The following is a 19,904-nucleotide window of genomic DNA, read 5'->3' as shown; positions in this document are numbered from 1 at the left end:
CGTTGCCAGCCCTCGTATTTCGGAACGCGCGTTCGCTATTTACTATCTACATCACTAGTCTCCTGAGTCATTGATTTCTAGCAGAAGTGTTCGGTTGATGGGCGGCAAGGGTGGTTGAAGCAAAGCGGGCGATGGACTCAAGAATTTGAGAGGCAGATTTGGTCCAGAGGAATGGTTTGGGTTGCTCGTTGTGCACGGCAATGAACTTCCGAATAGCGTCCTCTAGTTCCGAGACGCTTCGATGAGAGCCACGCTTGATTTGCCGTTGTGTCAACAACGCAAACCAGCGTTCGACTTGGTTCAACCAAGAGGCATGTGTGGGAGTAAAGTGCAGATGATACCGGGGCCTCTTTTGGAGCCACTGTCGAACCTTGGCGGTCTTGTGCGTTCCGTAGTTATCCAGCACCAGATGGACATCCAGGTCGGCAGGGGCGGCCGCATCGATTTTTTTCAAGAAATCGAGGAACTCTACAGAGCGATGACGGCGATAGCATTTGCCCAATACCCGGCCGGTGGCGATATCCAGAGCCGCAAACAGACTGGTCACTCCATGTCGTTGATAGTCGTGCGTGCGGCGCTCAAGTTGACCGCTTCGTAGCGGCAACACGGGTTGGTTCCGGCTTAGCGCCTGGATCTGACTTTTCTCATCCACGCACAGCACCAACGCATGATGCGGGGGCGACAGATAGAGCCCAATAATGTCCCGCACTTTGTCAACCAGCAACGGATCGTTCGACAACTGGAAGGTTTCGCTTCGATGTGGCTTCAGACCAAAGGCACGCCAGATGCGGCTGATGGTGGATTGACTCAGTCCTGTTCTCGTCGCCAGCATTCGGCTGGACCAATGGGTTGCTCCCTTGGGGGCCTTCTCCAGTGTGAGCCGGACGACCTGCTCAATCTTGTCGTCGCCGATTTCTCGTGGCGCCCCGGGCCGAGGCTCATCTCCCAAAGTTGAGATCCCGCCCACAATGAAACGATTACGCCAGAATCCAACAGTAAACCCAGTTGTCCTCAGCTTCGCCGCAACTGCGGCGTTACTCAATCCGCCGTCGCATTCCAGGATGATTCGTGCCCGAAACGCTGTTGCTCGGGACTTTCTTGGCTGCCGCACCAACCGTTCCAACTCTTCCCGTTGCTGCTCGGTTACCACCAACTCCTGCTTCTTGGGTCGTCCTCGCTTCGCTTCCATGCTTCAACCATAGAACAAGCGGTTATATTATGCCAGCCACTTAGGACTCAGGAGACTAGCTTCCGCGGCGCAGGATACCCTTCCAGTTCGTCCGAACGCTCACCATCCGGGTGAGCTTCCTGCGATGCACTCACGGGCTTCATCCCGTTTAGTATCCATCAATTCCAACGATCAGCGGCAACCCAAACTGCCGGTTTTAGGATAACCATTCCACGTTTGCGGATCTCGCACATTCGCCCCGGCATTGCCCGGATCCGAAGTCGTGAAGCGCCCTGCGCCGCCGAATAGTACCGCGCGTTGAAGGGATCGAGGCCGATTGATTCACGTCCAGCAATGACAACTTAACGAAACGCTTCTCTCGCGATATTCTTGAGATGCTCTGCTACATCGGATTCAAAGCACACCGCAGCATTGTCGATGTATCCGTATTTTCCACTCTCCTCAAAGTATATGGTCCGCACGCGGGCAGCGTCGTTCCTGTCGTAAAAAGCGATGCCCCATCTCAGATAGGCTTGCACCTTGGAAGTCGTGACGACCGCACTCTTGAGTGTGCTTATCAGATCGCGTTCGTTAACAGACCCCAAGGATCTGACATTGAGCTTGTAGTCAGACCACCTTTCCAAGTTCTCCGGCGAGACACTAGCACGGAAGAACGTGCCACTCCGGATATGGAAGAGCTCGATTCGGCCGATCCTCCCTGCTTCACAATCCGCAGCTAGTGATGACAACTGCTGGCTCTTGACTCGATTATCTGAGACGCCGCACGCGCTCCAAATCAGCAGAAAGGCCAATGCAAAGTTCAGACGCACGAAAGATCCTAATACGGTTTGAGGTGTCATCGACAGATCCGAGTGTTCGAAGCAGTTTCGTACTCCAACGTCGTTTTGACAGAGTTCGGATCGGTAACGCTCTTCACCTTCCCTGTCGAACAATCGAATTCATATTTCGCTGTGTGACCAAGGGCGTTTGTGACGGTGTCAACGAACCCAAAGGAGTTTGGATAACTACCACAGCCGCTCGCAATTGTGATTGTGAGTGGACTCCCTCCCTCTACCTTCTTGACCACATTGCCAACAGAATCATACTCAAACAGCGACTTCACTGCGGAAGATGCTGAGCTATCGGCATAAGATAATTGACATGATAGATTTCCGCGGAAGCTCTCAACAGTACTGTCAGACTGAACCGCATTACCACGACTGATCAGCGCACTCACAGCACCACAGCTCCCTGACGGCACTTGATTGTCGTAAAACCACTCCGTCCGTGACGCACTATTGGTGTCACTACACGTTCCAGCAGAACATACCAATCGCTTTGAAGGAATGCTGCGAATGTGTGCACCCAAGACGCTTGAATAATTGGCTCCGCGCAGGAATGTGAAGGGGTGAGCTACAGTCTTGTAGTGTGACGGAGCGAGAGTTGACTTCGATTTTGGGATGGCCTGGGTACAAGGTGTATCGGCATGAGATCGATGAAGAGAAACGGGCGTTACGGCTGTGGGTGCGGCGCAAGCGTGACAACAAGATACTGATCTGCGGGAACTGTGGTGGACGTGCAGGGCGCGTGGAAGAGGTTCGTGAGCGGGAACTCCGTCACCTTCCCTGCATGAAGTATCAGACGTGGTTAATGGTCGAATATTATCGCGTGAACTGCACAAAGTGTGGTTTGCGGACGGAGCGAGTGGATCAGATGCCTGGCAAGGCTCCGTTCACGAAAGACTTCGAGGATGAGGTTGGACTAGCCTGCGAGTCGGCTGCAGTTCGGCAGGTGGCGAGGTGTTTTGGGCTTGCGGCGAGCACTGTAAGAGCGATCGACCTACGCTATCCGGTACATGCCCTCCGGAATGCCTGTCGCGAACGTTCGGATGGCCGAAGGCTACCGCTACACCGACAGAAACAACGAAACGCAAGAGCACACCAATTGGCACAACCTCGTCTTCTATGGTGAACTCGCCGACATTGCTGTGAGCTATGAGAAGGGTGAAAACATCTTCGTCGAAGGAACTCTACAAACCCGCAAGTTCACACCGAAAGACGGAAGCACAAGGACCATCCATGAAATCATCGCCCGCAGCGTCTACCTGATCGCCAAGCCGCGCACAGGGAAAGAAGCTCCCGCAGACAACGCACCGCAGCGAGAAGATTCATCGATCCACGTCGCAGAGGAAAGCGCAGCCGATGTCTGGCCGTCATAAGCCTCTGGTCGCTTCGCTCATCGCCGCGTTCAGCGCCTTCGTCACTCTCGCGACGATTGCATCAATTACCGGCATCCGCGTCAACACAAGCTACAGCCTTCCGCTGGGCCTCTACGTGAGAACAAACGACCTCACTGCAAGTCTGATCGAATTCTGCCCCGCCGAACCATACGCAACGGAATCTGCGTTGCGAAACTACCGTACCCACAGTGTGATTTGCAACGATGGCGCAGCACCACTACTCAAGCCGATCATCGCCCAACGCGGAGATGTCGTGACCGTCACGTCAAGAGGAATCGAGGTAAATGGTCAGGTGATTGCGAACACACGTCCAGTTCCATTCGACGCCTCCGGACGTCCCCTACAGGCATGGCCCAAAGGGGAATATCTTGTGGGCGAAGGAACGCTATGGGTTGCGTCAACCTACAACGCTGGCAGCTATGACTCCCGCTACATGGGACCAATTCGAATCACTCAAATTCGTGGGAGGCTTCGCCCGTTATGGCTACTTCATGGCTAGCGAGTTTGGCGCTCTCAATGTTGATCGGATTCGCCGCATGGCGCGGTCCAGCATTGCTGCTTGCACTCGCGCTCCTCATGCCGGTATGGGTCTTTCGCCAACCCAATCGCATCCGTGCAGCGAGCATCGCGCTGGCCTATTTCCTCGCGGTCTCTTATCCGATAGTGGCGGTCTCCCGAGCCTTCGAGCCAAACCAACCGTTACAAGGTCCGCTGCTCTGGGTCCTCGCGTCAATGCTCCTGGCGACGCCATGGGCAATGCTCTGGGACCCATCCCCTCAGCAGAGAATTTGGAGATGTCCCACTGCACTAGCGCTATCAACGATTCCGCCACTCGGCCTGATCGGCTGGGCCTCACCACTCACGGCGTCCGGGATCTTGTTTCCAGGTACCGGTTACGTTGGGATCGCGGCAACTGCGATCCTACCCGCGATATGGAATACAAAGCATCTGATCTTCCTTTCGGCCATCCTAATCGCGAATCTCTTCTATCAGCCGGCAGCAGCATCGCAAGAGATCCAAACTCTTCAAACGACCGGAAGCAAAGATCTATTCCCAAGAGCAGAGTCGGCACGGATAGCCATCCATTCGTCCCAGGCGAGGCTAACAATTCTTCCCGAAGGCAGCATCCGCCGCTGGACCGAAGCTACGGAGGCATTCTGGGAGCCCACAATCGAGCGACTTGAACGTACGAACCGATCCGCACTGATCGGCGCAGGCATCTCAATCCCCGGATCATCGCAATACCGAAACGCAGTGGTCGCCATCGGCGAATGGAAGACCAAACCCTTCGATCAACATATCCCGCTTCCACTCGGAATGTGGAATCCCTTCGGTCCCGCCGACGGCGTTCCACTGAATGTCACCGGTCCAGGAACGATGCAGATCGGACCTCACAAGCTAGCGATCCTCATTTGCTACGAACAGCTTCTCGTCTGGCCCATGCTGCAATCCGCGTGGGAGAATCCAACACTCATCGTCGGCATTTCCAACGCCACTTGGACCAGTCAAACCAACATCCCCGCCGCGCAAGAGACGAGCCTCAAGGCCTGGTCTCGCCTGTTCGGCATCCCTTATGTCTCAGCAATTCAACTATGAGGTGCCCAAATGCAACCAGCGCAAGACCCTCAGGCGGTCCTCACCATCCGCGACGTGGCAAATCTCCTGCGATGTTCGAAGACACATGTCTCAAATGTGATCAACGGAAAGGTACCCGGAACTCCGCGCCTGGCCCATCTGTCGATGGGGCGGCGAAAACTAGTCCGAAGGGAATGGCTCGACCAGTGGTTAGAAGCCAGCAAGGAGCGGTGTTAGTCTCGGAAGTAGGTCAGGATGTTCTGCTGTGGACGCAAGAAAAGGAACAATCGATGCGTCGAAAGCGGTATCAGCGCGGCAGTTTGAAGCCACGCAAAAGAAATGGAAAAACTTATTGGTATGCCCAATGGAGGGAGGATGGAAAGCCAAGATCCAAGGAACGTGGACTCTGCAACAAAGTGAGTCGATCGGAGGCCGAGTCGAAGTTGGCCGAGATTCTTCACAGTCAAAACTCTCAGGCTGGACAGTCGGTAGCACCGATCTACACCTTCGGCCAATTCGTCGAGGTGACCTATCTGCCGGTCTACCGCCGCAAGTGGAAACCATCCACAGCGGTCACGGAAGAGAACAGACTCACCGCAAATCTTGTTCCGGATCTGGGATTTATGCTGATGTCCGAAGTCACTCGAGAATCGCTGCAAACGCTTCTGGATGTGAAAGCGAATACTCTTACCAGGAGTATGGTGGATCATCTCCGCTTTCGTCTCCGCTCTATTTTCACGCTAGGAATGAGTGAGGGAGTCGTAGATCGAAATCCAGCGATGGCTCTATACACGCCCCGTCACTGTCAACCCGCCCGACCACGCAAGGTTCTGAAAATTGAGGAGGCGGCGAGAATGCTCGACGCGCTGGATTTGCGAGAGAAGCTCATTGCCCGATTCGCAACTTGGGAAGGAATGCGACCGGGAGAAATCCTAGCCTTACAAGTAGGTGATGTGGAAAGCAATTGTGTGTGGGTTCGACGGCGACTTTACCGAGGCCAGATCGACACCCCAAAAACGAAGCGATCCTACCGGCAAGTTGCCCTGTCCCAAGGGACTACAAGCCTTTTAGGAGCTTGGATCACAAAGCTCGACACTGCCAACTCCCAAGCGTGGCTATTCTCGACGGAGAACAACACACCAATCTGGCGAGACAACGTTTGGCTGCGCAACATGCGGCCCAAACTGAAGGCCGTCGGTCTCGAATGGGCAAACTTCCAGGTGATGCGCCGCACTTTTGCGACCCTCTCAAGGCAAGCCGGAGTCGATGCTCACACCCGTTCGGCACAGATGGGCAACACCGTAGATGTTAACGAGAACGAGTACGCCGTCAGCACCTTCGAGGATCGGCTGGCAGCAGTTCGTCACTTGGAGACAACGATCCAGTAGTCAATCGTGGGGCGAGGCATTCAGGCAAAGCCGCTCCAAACAGAAACAAAGTGAGGGGAAAAGAGACCCGAAAAGGCGTTCAGAAGAGATAAAGCAGTAATCGCAGTAACGAAGGGTTCTAGGAGTATTCCTAAGTCGTTGATTCTATGGAGCGGGAGACCGGGATCGAACCGGCGACGTTCAGCTTGGGAATACATACATCGTTCGCAAATAAAAGACTTAGGCGACCATAGCGGACATTCAGACCACCTAGAATCATGGCGAAAAGCGAAAACTGGGCTTAACGCAGTAATCGCAGTAACGGCGAGTCCTCTGCAACTCGACTCTGATACCTAACGAGCAACAATCCCCTCACGCAAACCACGTGAGGTCCATAGATGTTGGTTAGGGCAGAACATGTCCTTCGCGAGTCCCATGGGGATCTTCTGATCTCCCGCTACCGAGCGAAGCAGGCCGAAGGTATCGCACTTGTCCGATCGAACCGGGAGAACGGCAAGCAATCTCTCGCCTTCGCCTCTCGACCATTCATCCTCTGCGGACTCCCAATTCGAAAGCCACCCCCCGATCAACTGCTCTTTGAAAGAAGGAATGGCAACTTCTTACTCCAAATCACTGGCCACCCGCATTTCGGTCTCCCGTTCGGACAGGATCGCCTCATCCTAATTTTCCTAGCAACACTAGCGGTCCGTCAGAAAAGCCAAGTGGTCCGCTTCCGATCAGCGGCAGAGTTGCTAGACACTTTCGGAATGGCAAAAGGCGGCAAAGAGTATCGGCGAATCATCGCGGCCTTCGAGCGCATTTTCGGCGCGACTATGTTCTTCACCACCGATCGATCTAGCGCAACCTCGAGCGTTCTCCATCGAAGCCGCTTCAACTTCCTAAGAGAGGCAGAGATCTGGTACAGCCGACCCGAATCAGTACCGGACAACGGAAATTCCATCACGCTCAGTGCCGAGTTCTATGCAGAGTTGACAGCCCACCCAATCCCCACAGACCTCGAAGCAATCAAGATTTTCGCAGCAGCACCCGGGCTCCTCGACCTCTTCCTTTGGCTTAGCTATCGCTGCTACATTTCGAAAGGACCAGAGTACATTCCCCTGTTTGGGCCAAGCGGCCTGACGAAGCAACTCGGGTGCATCGAGTACTCCCGCCCAAGTAAGTTCCGAGCAACGCTGGAAAAGTGGCTCCAAAGCATCCGTAGCTTGTGGCCACAATGCCCGGCAAGAATCTGTACCAACGGCAACTTCCTGAGAATCGACAGGCAAATTGTGTTGGCCCCTTCCCCCCATTGATCGCTGACGGCCATCCCCGGCCAGATTCTTCTAGAGGCTAGGAGTGAAGAACTTAATGCGGGAGCCGGATGTGCTATCGATCTGCCCGGAGATCGTCTTGGTGCCCAAACGTCCGGATTGGATCCGTCGAGCACATTTGACGCTGTTGAGTGAGATCGAGGCAGAGATCCCGATCGAAGTCGTGAAAAGCATCGACGAACTCGCATGCACCCTAGACCAACCGACCTGCGCAGACTCGGACGGCTCGCGACCAGGATCAAAGTACGCCTCCGCAAGAACGTGGACTAACAGATCAAGTGCCGCATCGGCATCTCTGCAAACCGTCTCTTGGCTAAGATCGCGTTCGAGGTCGACAAGCCCAACGGAATCACCATCTGGCACCCACAAGAGATGGCAGCAAAACTCATCGGCAAGAACTTCATCACGATCAAAGGGTTCCTCGCGACCAGACTAAAGCAACTCCGCGTCATCAGGGGCAGCGTGAACTGCGAGCGCATGTGGTATGACCTCCACGGAAATCCAATCCTCGAACTAAAATACATGAAGCAATTCATCGAATCACCGAGCGGCGTCCTCCGAAAAACGCCACAACCATCAGAGGGCTAGGGCGAAAGGCGGTAGCCGCCTGCCACGCGTCTACTTCGCGCTCTCGGGCGTTGGTTGGTTGAATCCGGTCTTAAGCTCGTTCAGATCCGTGCTGTCCTTCGGCACTTGGAGAGAGATGCTCCAGTCCTTCTGCTCACGCCGTTGCGGGACAAACTCGACGCGCTGGAGCGCCTCGCCTTCGGGAGACGCATACTCGACCCGCTTGGCGTCGTTCAGCCACACCTCTTCGAGCTCAATCCAGAGTTTTATGCTCAAGATGGCATCGCCCAGACGTTTCGGACCGTCCGGTGTCTCCACCCTCACGTTACCGGGGTACGGAAAGCACGCGTTCCTTATCACAGGCGGCTGTCCGCGCTTGACGTCCCCGAACGCGTCCCCGTCCTTCTGCACCTGATGCCACATATCGATAATCGACCACGCGTACCCTGTTTCGGTATTCGTGAAGATCTTCGCGAACAAATCCGTCGATGACGGCAGGTCCATGTCGACTTGGTTCGGATCGGGCACCTTCCACGTCTCGTCCCGATAGAACCGGAGCCCGACCCGTGCCGCAGCCGCCCGCTTGTGAGTAAACAGGACGAAATCAAGTCGACGCAGGAGTCCGTTCACCTCGTCAACCGATATCTCGGAGAGCCGCCGCAACCGGATGCCATGACGAGCAGCTACGGCCTCAGCCGCTGGCGTGAACCCGGACGAGCTCACCGCGATCGTACACGACGCACCAATAGCGTCACGCTTCGTCGCGAGCTGCTCGATCCACGTCACATCCTGCTTCGGGTGACGCTTACGGCACTCAATCGTCACCAGCAAATCAGCAGTCCCCGCACGACTCCGGACGCTCACGTCGACCTCACGCTTCCGGCCCGTCACCTTACACAGGATGCGATCAGGCGAGCGCACGACCAACCCGAGCGGCCCAGCATCATGCTCGATACGAGCCACGAGCTGCTCGAACTCCCTCCACTCCGGACTGTCGTGACGGCGTTGCATAGCGGTTACTTCGCCGTGCGCTTCTTCACTGCCTGCGGGCCGTAGAGCGCGTAATCGATTTCGGCGATAGCCTTCCGTGCGGACGTCGATACCGCCTTGAGGTCGTTATCACCGATGATCCGGGCGAGGGGAGCGATGTCCTCGCGGTCAGACGCGGCAGCAATCAGGATACGAAGCACCGCGAGCTTCTCGTCCTTGAAGTCAATCTTCCCCTCCACAATGGCAGTGATGCACGTGCCCACGCTGTCGGATTGCGCGAAGAGCGCGATGAGCTGGTCGTACTTCTTTTCCAGGCCGCCGGGCGTCATTTCCTCTCGCTCAGTGAGGGCGTCTTCGAGTTCCTGCCGCTTCTCGTCACGCGTCGCCCCGCTCTTCGCGAGCCCGGCAGCGATGGTCGAGCTCGTCGGCGCTGGCTGCTTCGCGACCGTAACATCGAAGAGGGATTGGTAATCCTTGAGCGCGTTATTCAGGATGCCGCTCTTCCCCGCAGCCTTCTTCAGGAGAGCAGCGAGCTGCCCGGAAGCATCAGACCGGAGGGCTCGGGCGAGGAAGAAGCACGGCCCCTTCGTCCCCTTATAGTTCAGGGCGGACGCGATGAACGGCCAAACTACATGCGCCGGGAGACCATCGCTCGTCTCCTCTGCGGGCAAGCCGATACCATCGATCCCGATTCCGGCGAACCCGTACACGGCAGCAATCGGCGGTAGAGACAGCACGCCCTTCTCGATCTCCGCGTTCGCCGTCCCAACGTACGCGTTCCACGAGTCCGAGGCGTTCTCGAACTTCTTTTTCATCCCCGCGATGTAGATCGGGACGGCGTTCGGGTTGTCCGGCTCGATCTTCGTCGCGATACCCGACGATCCCTTCCCGACCTTCATCAGGTCGCCGACCGTCGCGTTCTCCAGCGACTTAAGTAGAACGGAAATATCGTTGGGCTTCGCGTTCACGTGCACGCGCTCCAAGGCCGAGAGCCACTCGGGCTCGTCCATAGACAAGTCTGGCAGGACGAGGAAGATGTTCGCGAGCGCCGCACCAACAGCACCCTTATCCTTCCCCTTCGCCGCCGCAGCCAACTCCTGCGCGATGATCGTCCGCTCCTTCGGCAACGCCGGGATCGCGGGAGCATCCTTCAAGTAAGGCTTCCACTTCGGACTCAGCGCGAGCAGCTCCAAGAAATGCGCGACATCCTTCCCTACACAAAAAACGACATCATGTGACGCGCCCTGCCCCGCGTGCACCGCCGCCGCACGAGACGTGAAGAGCACCTTGAAGCCAGCGCACGCGCGGTCGATCGCCTTGAGCTGATCAGCAGCCGCACCGATGCCCTGCGTGAGCAAGGACAACCGAGGGATACCCGAGCCGAGGGTCTCGCGGAACTTCGCGAGTGCCTCACCGGCAGTGATGTAAAAGCCCGTCTCCTTTCGGATGATCGCGCCGGGACCCAGAATCTCGTACAGGCACGCGGAGATCGCGAGCTCAGCACCAATCCCGACTAGGCCGAGCTCGATCGCGCCGTCAGATTTGTCGGGCTCGTGCGAGACGCTCTTCGGCGTCGAGAGCAAGGAGAACGCGGTGGACAACGACCGTTGCCCGGCTCGGAGCCTGCGTGCGGTTTCGCTCTTGAGAAGGCGCGGCATAACGTGGAGAATTCTAGTTTACGCCCCCATCGTAATTCAGCGAACCTCGTTGCAGAATCCGCAACAACCCCGTCGTTAACCGACAGATTTATGTACACCTACACCTATACCTCGATTAGGTAAAACACAACATGAACAACCCCGCCTAAGAACTTATCCAGACATACGTCGACCTCATCGCCGGAAAAGGAACCACGAGGTGATGACCCATTGCAACCACCCTCAAAGTCGGAAGCCACTTCAGCGGCATAGGCGGCATTGAACTCGGACTTCGAACGCGCAGAAGAATTCAAGACCTCATGGTTCGTCGAATGGAACCTCTACTCGCAAGCTGTCTTCCAAGAGTGCTGACCCAATATCCCAGCCCACGAAGCAGCTACGCGTATGCGAATACGGATCGTTGCCCAAAACCATTGTCGGCTTTCTCGATCAAATCTATATATTCGCCCCAGCCCTCATCGCCGCCTCTTGTCGATCCGCCAATCGAGAAGGTGGTCGCGGACCGAGCTTCACCCTCGACCGAGACTGCGGAATGAGCCTTCCCAAGCGTTGTGATTGCGCGGACCTACTCGTGCCGCTAGGCGGCAGTTCGTCGGACGTAGGGTGCTCTTCAGTCCCCGTGAAATGCGATACAGGAGGCTCGGACACGTCAGTGGCGTTGCGGCGGCGCGGTGCAGGACGTTGATACAAACACTCAGCAGACGTGACTCGGAAAGCAAGGCCAATAGCCGCCCACAGAGCCTTCCGCGATGGGCGCGACTGGTCTCGGTTTCGAAACCATAAAGACATAGCCGTGGACATCGCTATCGAAGCCGCCGAACTCGGAGAACCCTTTCTCTGGAGGATTTCCGACGAGATCAAGGAGATGGCGCCCAAGGAAAAGGAACTCTCGGCCGAAGAGCTTCTAGGGGTGGCAGCGTACCTTTCAGAGATGGCCGACAATCTCGGTGGTAATTTAACAGAAGCAATCCCACAGAAGCTTGAGAAAAACGCGGCAAAGTATTTGGCCGCAGAGGCCCCCAAAGAGGTACACCACACTATGAAACTTTACTCCGGCAGTACGACGGGCCTGATCGACGACTCGGTGCATAACCGAATCGCGGGCAAGTTGAGCGATGCATTCTTCGCGCACTTCCGCTACCAGCCCCAGCCGTCGGAGGTGAACTCATGGCGTAATTCGCTTCGAGCGATGTGCCTGGTGTTTGGCCACGCCGAACTGCTGGATCACGGAGTCTTGTTGGAATACCAGCTCCCACAGACAAGCAAACGACTTGATTGTTTGGTGAGTGGACGCGACGGACAGGGGCGAGACAGTGCCGTCATTGTTGAATTGAAGCAGTGGGAAACATGCCAAGAAGCATACGGTGACAAGGTAGTTACGTTTGTTGGTCACGGAAGACGCGATGTGCTGCATCCATCAGCTCAGGTCTATCAGTATCAATGCTACCTTCAGGACGGCCACACGGCCTTTCACGAGGATGAAGAGCCGGTATCGCTGGCAAGTTGCGCCTACTTGCACAACTATGAACCCGTTCATCCCGAGGCTCTCTTTTCTGCGCGTTACAAAGAAGTACTCGAACTAGCTCCAACGTTCGCGGCAAATCAAGTCGAGGAGCTATCCGGTTTCCTCAAGAGTCGATTGGCTAAGGGGAACGGGGAACTAGTCCTCCAACGAATCGAAAAAAGCCAGTACAAGGCGAGCAAAAAGCTGCTGGAGCATGTCTCAGGAATTCTCGCGGAGAAACCCGAGTACACGCTCCTCGATGAGCAGATGGTGGTGTTCGAGTCCGTTCTCAACTGTGTGTCGGAAGGATTTAGGGAGCGCGCGAAACGGACGGTCATCATCAAGGGAGGGCCGGGGACGGGCAAGTCGGTCATCGCCCTTAATCTCATGTCCCGGCTAGCCGCGCTCGGCTTGAATGCGCACTACGCGACGGGTTCGCGGGCGTTCACGACGACACTCAGGGAGATCGTGGGTCGGCGCGCGTCACAACAGTTCAAATACTTCAACGGCTATATTACTGCGGAGCGAGACGCTGTCGATGTGATCATCGGTGACGAGGCGCATCGCATTCGTGTCACTTCCCACAGTCAGTGGACGCCGGCGGCGGAGCGCACGGGGAAGCCCCAGATAGAAGAACTTCTGAACGCTGGCAAGGTGACAGTATTCTTCGTGGATGATCGCCAAGTCGTCAAACCGGGGGAGATTGGCTCGTCGGAGTATATAAGGGATGCCGCGCAGAAGCTCGGGTCGTCGGTGGTCGAGTATCAATTGGAAGCACAGTTCCGCTGCTCCGGCAGCGATGGATTCATCAACTGGGTCAACAACACACTCGAAATCGAACGCACGCCGAACGTGCTCTGGAACCTTGAGGAATCATTCGAGTTTCGAATCGCCGAAAGCCCCGAACAACTGGACGGATGGATCAGGGAGAAAGCGCAAAATGGCCAGAAGGCGCGACTGAGCGCTGGATTCTGCTGGCCATGGTCAAAACCGAAGTCCGACGGAACACTGGTGCATGATGTTCATGCCGGTTCGTTCAGTCGGCCTTGGAATGCACGGCCCAACGCCGGACATCTGGCAGATGGAATTCCCGAATCAAACCTTTGGGCGTATGATCCAGGCGGAATCGAGCAGGTGGGCTGCGTCTACACTGCACAGGGATTCGAGTTCGACTATATCGGCGTGATCTTCGGAACAGACTTGGTATACCGGCCCGGACAGGGTTGGGTGGGAGATAGGAACGCATCACGCGACCGCGATGTACGGAGCTCACGAGATCGGTTCGTCGATCTCGTGAAGAACACGTACCGGGTCCTTCTAACACGAGGGATGCTGGGCTGCTACGTCCACTTTCAAGACAAAGAGACGGAGAATTTCTTCAGGAGCCGCTTGGAGCGCTTTTCGGTTTAGCATTACTTTTAACGGTCTGCCTGAAGACAATCGAATTTTTGTTCGCCTAAATCAGACTCCCAAGAGCAACTACGCGTGCCTCAGCGTCCTGCAGTGTATTGACCCTGCTTCGACAATTGAGATTTGATGTGGGCAGAATAAAAACCAAATGCAGATTTTTTGAACAACACGGAGGGCACCGACATCACGGCTGATCTGAACCGCGCGCATCACACTGTAGAGGTCCTACCTCTTTCCAGCTGCAGCGCCCAGGAAGTCAATCGAGGTCGTTGACCACGCCTGAATGATAGCGAGTGGGTGAATCGAGCCAATGGCAAACTGGGTATCGTAGCAGCGCTGAAAGGAAAAAGCGGAGGCTTCTTCCTACTCGCAAGCGCGCATATAGCGGGAGAGGAGAGTAGCGACTGATCGTCCGTAGTTCGCTGGCTCAGCATCATCGGCACCGGATACATTAAGTTCGGGAGGCCGTAGGAGGCGCTCACATAATTCGATCGAGCCCTCGCCACTGGCAGTCCAGCTTCGGTCGGACGGATGAGTACCAGGAGGCATTCACGTTGCTGGGTGAGAACCAGAATCCAGATTCTCTGCGCTACTTTGAAAAACTCGGCAAGGAGCGAATCTCATCCTCCACCACAGAGGATCCTATAATCGTTGACGCAATTCAGCGGGACGAACAGATCATTGACGCCCTGAAACCTAGATTGGCTCGTCTTTCGAATGAAGAAACCATCGAGGACGTAGTCGGGCGCGGACCAGGCAGCCGGTTCATCCTGTCTCGAAGCCTTTACAACCTGACGGGCAAACGCGTCGTCTCCACGAAGGAGCGCGGCTTAGATCGAGAGACCAACAAGGCACTAATGCTGCGTCACATTGAAGGTACTTCAAGAGAGGGAAGCTTCTACCAGGACTACCAGCAGGATCTCCCAAGCCTCACCCTCCATCAGATCCAGAAACTTCTGTAAGAGCCAAAGCACAATGGCCGAATCAGAGTGGGGGGACGCGGAGGCACGCACGCAGATACGTCTCGACGGGCGGTCTTTGAGCCGAAATGCCATTGGGGGACTCAATGCGACCCTAGCAGTATCTGGACAAGATCTTTTTTAACAAGCACTCCTATGAGCCGGATTGAGACTTTGATTCGTTCCTGGCTCAGGAGTAGCGTCGAATGGCTCCACCGAAGACGGTCTGAGGGCAGGACCTGCAGAGCGACAATCAAGTTCGAAAAAGACCAACAAGTCTTAGCGACTATTGCTTGTTGAAACGAAGCCAGGCACGACGGACCCTCGATACCGCTTCGGGAAACTTTTCGGAATCTGGTCCTGGTTCGAGAAACTCTTCAATCTCTTTGAACCTTTGATGTACGACCACTCTCGGGACGACTGCACCCATCACATGATGCAACGCGAGTTTATCTGGATGATCAAAGCCTTCGCGGACACAGCGTCCGTGAACGGTAAAGGCCAAGGGCAAATCGAAGGTCCCGTACTCCACTTCCCGCATTTTTCGACAAGTCTGGGTAACGATGCCAAAGAAGTAGGCCAATTCCGGAGCGAGACGCAGCGCCCACTCACGACCTACGCGACATTTTTTCGTCGGCTTATTATTGGTAAGCAACTGATCAATATCTTTCAGAGGAGACCCGCCAATCCACATCGGCAGCACTTCACCAATTGTGACTAGGGCGGCGCTGGCTTTGGACGGGTCGGCTTGAAGGTTTTCTAGAGCACTTCCGAACACGCCTGTGACCGTAAGGGGTCGAAGAATCTCTCCCAAGACCTCCGGATTTTCGACCAGCCAGTCCCGCCCCCAATCAATCCAATGTGAAACAGATCTTAAAGGCTCGCCAACGGTTTCCATCAGGCGTTGCGCAAGGGATCTAACATCGTCTGCTCCAAGGATTCCAGTTGTGGCCGCAAGCTCATCCTCCCAACCCAGTTCCTCCGTTATTCCAACGACGGTTTGACGACGCACCATAGCGGAATCCACACGTTGCTGTATCCATTCGGGATCGCCGGCGAGACGCTTCTTAAAAGCGCCGAACGAGTTTTCGAGCAAGCGGCGAGCCACCTCCTCACCCTCGCCAATCATAATTGGTAAACGTTTTAGTAGGTAATCTCCATGTATCTTGCTATGCTCCGTAGCCATGTGGATCTGATCGAGAAGCGGTTCTAGAGGGTCTTCAAGCTCAAGACATTGGTCGCTATTCGAGAAGATTTCCCGAAGATCAAACCAATGCTTGCTTAACGCCGTTTTCAGCTCATCGTACTCAATCACCTTTCCAGGAACCAACACAACCAAACCTTCTGCTGCCTCACCGGCCCGCCCCGCTCTTCCCGCCGCGTTCAATAATTCATGAGCGTCCAACAATGTCATCTTATTCAGTTCCTGATCAAACCGGTCGTCACCGGCCAGCACCACTAGCTGACTTGGCAGATTCATGCCCTGCGCCAAAGTTGAAGTCGCCACCATAACGTGAACTCCGTCCGGCCGACGAAACATCGATTCATTGAATTGTCGTTCAGCCGGAAGCAAAGAGCCATGGTGGCAAGCGGTGAGACCATGGCGGCGACAGTAGCTGTGATCTTCGCCCCCCAGCTCGATCGCAGCCATTTCGAGAAACGCAATCTCGGCAGATGTTGGTGTAATTAACCTAGTCTGCATGATCCTTTCCGCCTCATCCTGAATACTCGTGCACCAAGGTACCTGCTGAGCGAAAACCAAGGTCTTAACGCCCAAATCGCCAGAACGGGCTCCTATCGCCGCAGCCACATCGTTACGGTTCGGGTTCAAGTACGCGCCAGACGAGTAGGGTGTTTTCACGGCGTCCAGACAAACCGGCTCGCCGAGCAACGGCAAGACTGCATAGTCCTCGTCGTCTTCGCTCTGCCAAGTCTGCAAGAGCGAGATCATACCTCGCGGAACGACCGTCAGCTGTCTCCTAATGGCGCGAGGAATGCTTCTCGCCTTCGACGATCTTGCCGCCTTGCGAATCAACAAGTTGAGTTCCGCTATCCGATCACTTGGGTACACGACGCAGCCCCGAGCTTGGCGCGTTGGCTTCCAGCGAAGGGCAAGTGAAATAGCGGGACGGTTAGTGAGTTCACCCAACCACTCAGCGAGCATTTTGCCGTTCTTGATCATGGCCGAGACCAAGAGAACCTCCGCATCAGGAGCTGCACGCAAAAAACTCAACAGGCACAACATCGCGTCTACACTTCTTCTGCCAGAGCTATCGCGTGGATGCATGATATGGCACTCGTCGAACACCAACAAGCCGACATCTTTGAATGCCTCAGGGCTAAACCCCAGCAAAGTGAGACAGCGTTCGGGTGTCATCACGGCCACGTTCGTGAGACCCTCAGGTTCTAACTCGTCGGCGAGCGTCGTGTTTGCATCTGGAAAAGTCCGTCTCAAATCGGTGAATACCTGGTTAACAAGAGCCAGAGTGGGAGCCAGAAAGACTACCTTCTTTCCCCTAAGTCGCGCTGCGCCAATCTTAAGTTCTGAAAGCGTAGACTTGCCAGCGCCAGTCGGAAAACTAACAACTGCAGAGATACCTGGAGTGAGATACCCCTCTGCGATAGCCTCTCGATGATTCGGCCAGAGGTAAGGCCGACAACTAGCGATGTCTTTAAGAAATCCTCGCCATGCTTTCTGTTGTATGGTCGGCGGCGGGTCGATATTGATTACGCCCGCATCCATCAGTTCACTAGCCGCGTTATGAAGCAGCGATGCCAAATGATGCGGTCCAGGAAAAACGCTCAGAACCTGTGTCGCCCCATCGAATCGTACCTCGTCAATCGAAATGTCGCGAACTTCCGCGAAAATCTCTGACGGAATAGCATCAGCGAATTCAAGATCATCATCGCGGCCTAGAAGCAACGCCGCTAATGCACGGATACCTCGCAGCAACTCTGTCCACAAAAGGCCAACGGCAACTTCTTCTGTCATTGAGACGCTGGCTTCCATCGCCAACTCGCGTTCCAAAATGTTCACGAGCCGCCCACGTGCCAAATCCGCAATTCCGCGTCTCACGTAGTCCTCTACTGTTGCCGATTCGTCGAAACGAATGTTGCGCGCCATTTGAGAGGCATCGGCAGCACGCCCAGCGACGAGGAACAGAATGGTTGCGGCGATCTCAGGCGCGATTGAGTCAAACGCGAGCACGCTGGGCCCGACTGAACTTTCGATTAGCTTCCTTGCTGAAAAACGCAATTGGTGCGCAGTTCCAGATACAAACGCTGCTGCCACTCGGTTCGGTCGGTCGGCAGCGACCGCAACGAACGCCTCGTGCGTTAACGCAATTGCTTCTAGCCTCTTCTCGATTGCGCCCAACTCGGAAGCGTAGTCAAGATCCGTCAAGGATTCTCGTAACCGCATGCGCAATGAAACAATCGTCGAGTATGCTCGCGTAAGGTCCCTTGGCAACTCGTTCAGGCTAAGGCCGTCAAGAGGCGGAGCAGATTGGATCAATTCAATGGTTTGTTGATCAAACACTACCGCTTTTCTCCTTATCGATTGCTTGCTCTACCCGCTGGGCGAATGCGTCCAGCCACACGCGGACATCGGCGAGGCATATCACCTCAGCTCTCCGCTTGGCAGGATCGGTACCGGGAGCGACCGCTTCATAGTCCTTGAATAATTTGGCGAACCCAGAAACGGTGCCGTGTTTCGGTTCGCCTGTCACGCTCACCCTGAATTTACGAATCTTTTTCCAGACGATTCCCTCGATGATCTGGTCTATGTCTGGAACTTGACCTCGCTGAAGGAGTGCCGTTGTTTCTTGCATAAGTTCGGTTTCTCGTGCGCCGGATTCGAGCAGTCTGAACTCAGGCCAAACTTCACTAGTGATGATCGCTCGAGCGTTCTCCGAAGCTTTGTCCTCGAAAACCAGGACACCTCGGAGCTCGTGTTGGTCATCAAGCTCTATCTGAATTCCATCAAATCCTTTGTGTGCGGGAATTAAATGCGGCAGACTTATAACACTCGGCGTCGAACCGCTCAATTTATGGGCCGCAATCCAAGAGATAGCCTGAAATAGAAGACCGTCTCGATGCCAAGACGTTCCATTCACATTTAGACGCGCCTTTGCCTCAATAACCGCGCCGTCTGCCACCGGCGGCGCACCTTTGCCTAGTTTCATCAGAATCTTCTGAACATGATTCCAATGTCCAAGATACACACGGGCAACCATTCTCGCCAGCTCATCCTCATCTTCAACCGTCCAGACGAAACCGCTAGTCGAGGAATTCTCGATGGGGTTTATGCTAAGCGACATGGTTCGCTCGCCCCTCCGGCTGCCGCTGCTCATTGACCGGTGTACGCAATGTAAAGTCGAGAAGAGATTTTCTCGCTTCTCCTGATCGTCCGGCCGCCCTGCCCAGACCACTGTCGCCCAAACCGCTGATCATGTTAGATATCACCCTTGAGAAGCCGTTGAGATGGGATGCCACCTTGTGAGTGCTCAGTAACGAAAGGCGTCATCGGCACTTCGGGAGGCAGCTCGGAGGTTGAAGTCATTAAAGACTGAGAAAGGAGCTGAAGAGAGAGGGAATCAATCCCAGCACTTTTCCGAAAACATCGGTAGTGAATCGACGCACTGAGCTCGGCTATGCGCCTTGCAACCCTCGGCATTTCCACGCCCCCCGTACGCACGTTCCGAACCGCGGCATAGAAATCCTTCTCCGGATTGAGGGGCCGAATAGCAGAATTGCTGACTTTTCCCCGGACCATATCAGAGACACTGGACGGGTCTTCTTGAGAACCTCTCCTCCGCCAAGGGCGTCACGGCTGCAACTTCTATCTCTGTGCGGTCCTGGTTGAAACTGGGATGGTCAAGCGGCCCCAAAAATGTCGAGAAAGATTTATCCATTCCGATTCGGAAATGTCTCTGTTTGCCAAGGTTAGCAGTTCTTGTCAATTTTGTTCATTAGACGATCCAAGTGCACCTAGCGCTTTGTGACGAGTAACCGCATGGCTAGTCAGGTCTCCAACGAGATGACACTGATGAGATTATCACATTAATCTATTTCTAATTTGTATTTAGCTGAAGATCTCCGGACACGAGGGCTTACGGGCCTCGGTTGAGATTCGGT

At 55.1% G+C, this 19,904-nt stretch carries 16 protein-coding genes; 10 read left to right on the top strand and 6 right to left on the bottom strand.

Features of this window, described 5'->3' with window-relative positions:
- Nucleotides 1-67: 67 nt before the first annotated feature.
- Entirely contained in the window at nt 68-1,189 is a 1,122-nt protein-coding gene (locus M017_RS0111995; RefSeq protein ID WP_051669437.1) for an IS630 family transposase, read from the bottom strand.
- Nucleotides 1,190-1,530: 341 nt separating this feature from the next.
- Nucleotides 1,531-1,998 (bottom strand): hypothetical protein, encoded by a 468-nt coding sequence (locus M017_RS0111990; RefSeq protein ID WP_162179904.1) that lies wholly within the window; start codon nt 1,996-1,998, stop codon nt 1,531-1,533.
- A gap of 598 nt (nt 1,999-2,596) precedes the next feature.
- Between M017_RS0111990 and M017_RS30730 the strand changes: the two genes are divergently transcribed.
- The 8 genes from M017_RS30730 to M017_RS30720 all read left to right on the top strand — a co-directional run bounded on the left by M017_RS30730 (nt 2,597) and on the right by M017_RS30720 (nt 8,116).
- A complete protein-coding gene (locus M017_RS30730) occupies nt 2,597-3,139 on the top strand; it encodes a helix-turn-helix domain-containing protein (RefSeq protein ID WP_080507680.1) in 543 nt (180 codons plus the stop codon).
- Complete coding sequence (locus tag M017_RS0111980; RefSeq protein ID WP_080507679.1) at nt 3,024-3,386, top strand: single-stranded DNA-binding protein; 363 nt, start codon at nt 3,024-3,026, stop codon at nt 3,384-3,386. Before M017_RS30730 ends, M017_RS0111980 begins: the two co-directional genes overlap by 116 nt.
- Complete coding sequence (gene traF, locus M017_RS27665) at nt 3,370-3,906, top strand: conjugative transfer signal peptidase TraF (protein ID WP_051669924.1); 537 nt, start codon at nt 3,370-3,372, stop codon at nt 3,904-3,906. The genes M017_RS0111980 and traF overlap by 17 nt, the downstream gene beginning before the upstream one ends.
- 755 nt (nt 3,907-4,661) lie before the next feature.
- Nucleotides 4,662-5,003: a carbon-nitrogen hydrolase family protein gene (locus tag M017_RS29320; protein WP_155121377.1), complete on the top strand. Its 342-nt coding sequence runs from the start codon at nt 4,662-4,664 to the stop codon at nt 5,001-5,003.
- Between the two features lie 9 nt (nt 5,004-5,012).
- Nucleotides 5,013-5,219 (top strand): helix-turn-helix domain-containing protein, encoded by a 207-nt coding sequence (locus M017_RS30725; RefSeq protein WP_080507678.1) that lies wholly within the window; start codon nt 5,013-5,015, stop codon nt 5,217-5,219.
- 206 nt (nt 5,220-5,425) lie between these two features.
- The gene (locus M017_RS0111965; RefSeq protein ID WP_162179897.1) at nt 5,426-6,370 is read left to right on the top strand and encodes a tyrosine-type recombinase/integrase; all 945 of its coding nucleotides are present in this window, start codon (nt 5,426-5,428) and stop codon (nt 6,368-6,370) included.
- A gap of 377 nt (nt 6,371-6,747) precedes the next feature.
- The gene (locus M017_RS0111960) at nt 6,748-7,662 is read left to right on the top strand and encodes a replication protein RepA (protein WP_035957785.1); all 915 of its coding nucleotides are present in this window, start codon (nt 6,748-6,750) and stop codon (nt 7,660-7,662) included.
- A 43-nt stretch (nt 7,663-7,705) separates the two neighbouring features.
- The gene (locus M017_RS30720) at nt 7,706-8,116 is read left to right on the top strand and encodes a hypothetical protein (RefSeq protein ID WP_155121376.1); all 411 of its coding nucleotides are present in this window, start codon (nt 7,706-7,708) and stop codon (nt 8,114-8,116) included.
- Between the two features lie 182 nt (nt 8,117-8,298).
- Here the strand turns inward: M017_RS30720 and M017_RS0111950 are convergent, their stop codons facing one another.
- Nucleotides 8,299-9,258, bottom strand: a complete 960-nt coding sequence (locus M017_RS0111950; RefSeq protein ID WP_031498143.1) for a restriction endonuclease — start codon at nt 9,256-9,258, stop codon at nt 8,299-8,301.
- Nucleotides 9,259-9,263: 5 nt separating this feature from the next.
- Nucleotides 9,264-10,895, bottom strand: coding sequence for a hypothetical protein (locus M017_RS0111945; protein ID WP_031498141.1), 1,632 nt, complete (start codon nt 10,893-10,895; stop codon nt 9,264-9,266).
- 793 nt (nt 10,896-11,688) lie between these two features.
- On the opposite strand from M017_RS0111945, the gene M017_RS0111940 reads away from it, so the two are divergent.
- Together M017_RS0111940 and M017_RS29310 are read left to right on the top strand one after the other, a co-directional pair.
- On the top strand, nt 11,689-13,809 hold the full coding sequence (locus M017_RS0111940) for a DNA/RNA helicase domain-containing protein (RefSeq protein WP_162179901.1): 2,121 nt from the start codon (nt 11,689-11,691) through the stop codon (nt 13,807-13,809).
- A 701-nt stretch (nt 13,810-14,510) separates the two neighbouring features.
- On the top strand, nt 14,511-14,771 hold the full coding sequence (locus M017_RS29310) for a hypothetical protein (protein WP_155121375.1): 261 nt from the start codon (nt 14,511-14,513) through the stop codon (nt 14,769-14,771).
- A 283-nt stretch (nt 14,772-15,054) separates the two neighbouring features.
- Here M017_RS29310 and M017_RS0111930 read toward each other — a convergent pair whose 3' ends face one another.
- Nucleotides 15,055-18,306, bottom strand: coding sequence for a DEAD/DEAH box helicase (locus tag M017_RS0111930; protein WP_031498135.1), 3,252 nt, complete (start codon nt 18,304-18,306; stop codon nt 15,055-15,057).
- The gene (locus M017_RS0111925; protein ID WP_031498133.1) at nt 18,299-19,087 is read right to left on the bottom strand and encodes a hypothetical protein; all 789 of its coding nucleotides are present in this window, start codon (nt 19,085-19,087) and stop codon (nt 18,299-18,301) included. Before M017_RS0111925 ends, M017_RS0111930 begins: the two co-directional genes overlap by 8 nt.
- Nucleotides 19,088-19,904 lie beyond the last annotated feature (817 nt).

The organism is Bryobacter aggregatus MPL3 (assembly GCF_000702445.1).
Lineage (GTDB): Bacteria > Acidobacteriota > Terriglobia > Bryobacterales > Bryobacteraceae > Bryobacter > Bryobacter aggregatus.
The sequence above is the reverse complement of the archived record's forward strand: the minus strand, read 5'-3'. Positions and strand labels throughout refer to the sequence as shown.

What these genes read in the sequence shown, in the direction of transcription:
- M017_RS0111980 (WP_080507679.1), top strand. Translation starts at nt 3,024, where the DNA reads ATGCCCTCCGGAATGCCTGTCGCGAACGTTCGGATGGCCGAAGGCTAC.
- M017_RS0111945 (WP_031498141.1), bottom strand. Translation starts at nt 10,895, where the DNA reads ATGCCGCGCCTTCTCAAGAGCGAAACCGCACGCAGGCTCCGAGCCGGG.
- M017_RS30725 (WP_080507678.1), top strand. Translation starts at nt 5,013, where the DNA reads ATGCAACCAGCGCAAGACCCTCAGGCGGTCCTCACCATCCGCGACGTG.
- M017_RS0111960 (WP_035957785.1), top strand. Translation starts at nt 6,748, where the DNA reads ATGTTGGTTAGGGCAGAACATGTCCTTCGCGAGTCCCATGGGGATCTT.
- M017_RS0111950 (WP_031498143.1), bottom strand. Translation starts at nt 9,258, where the DNA reads ATGCAACGCCGTCACGACAGTCCGGAGTGGAGGGAGTTCGAGCAGCTC.
- traF (WP_051669924.1), top strand. Translation starts at nt 3,370, where the DNA reads ATGTCTGGCCGTCATAAGCCTCTGGTCGCTTCGCTCATCGCCGCGTTC.
- M017_RS0111925 (WP_031498133.1), bottom strand. Translation starts at nt 19,087, where the DNA reads ATGTCGCTTAGCATAAACCCCATCGAGAATTCCTCGACTAGCGGTTTC.
- M017_RS0111995 (WP_051669437.1), bottom strand. Translation starts at nt 1,189, where the DNA reads ATGGAAGCGAAGCGAGGACGACCCAAGAAGCAGGAGTTGGTGGTAACC.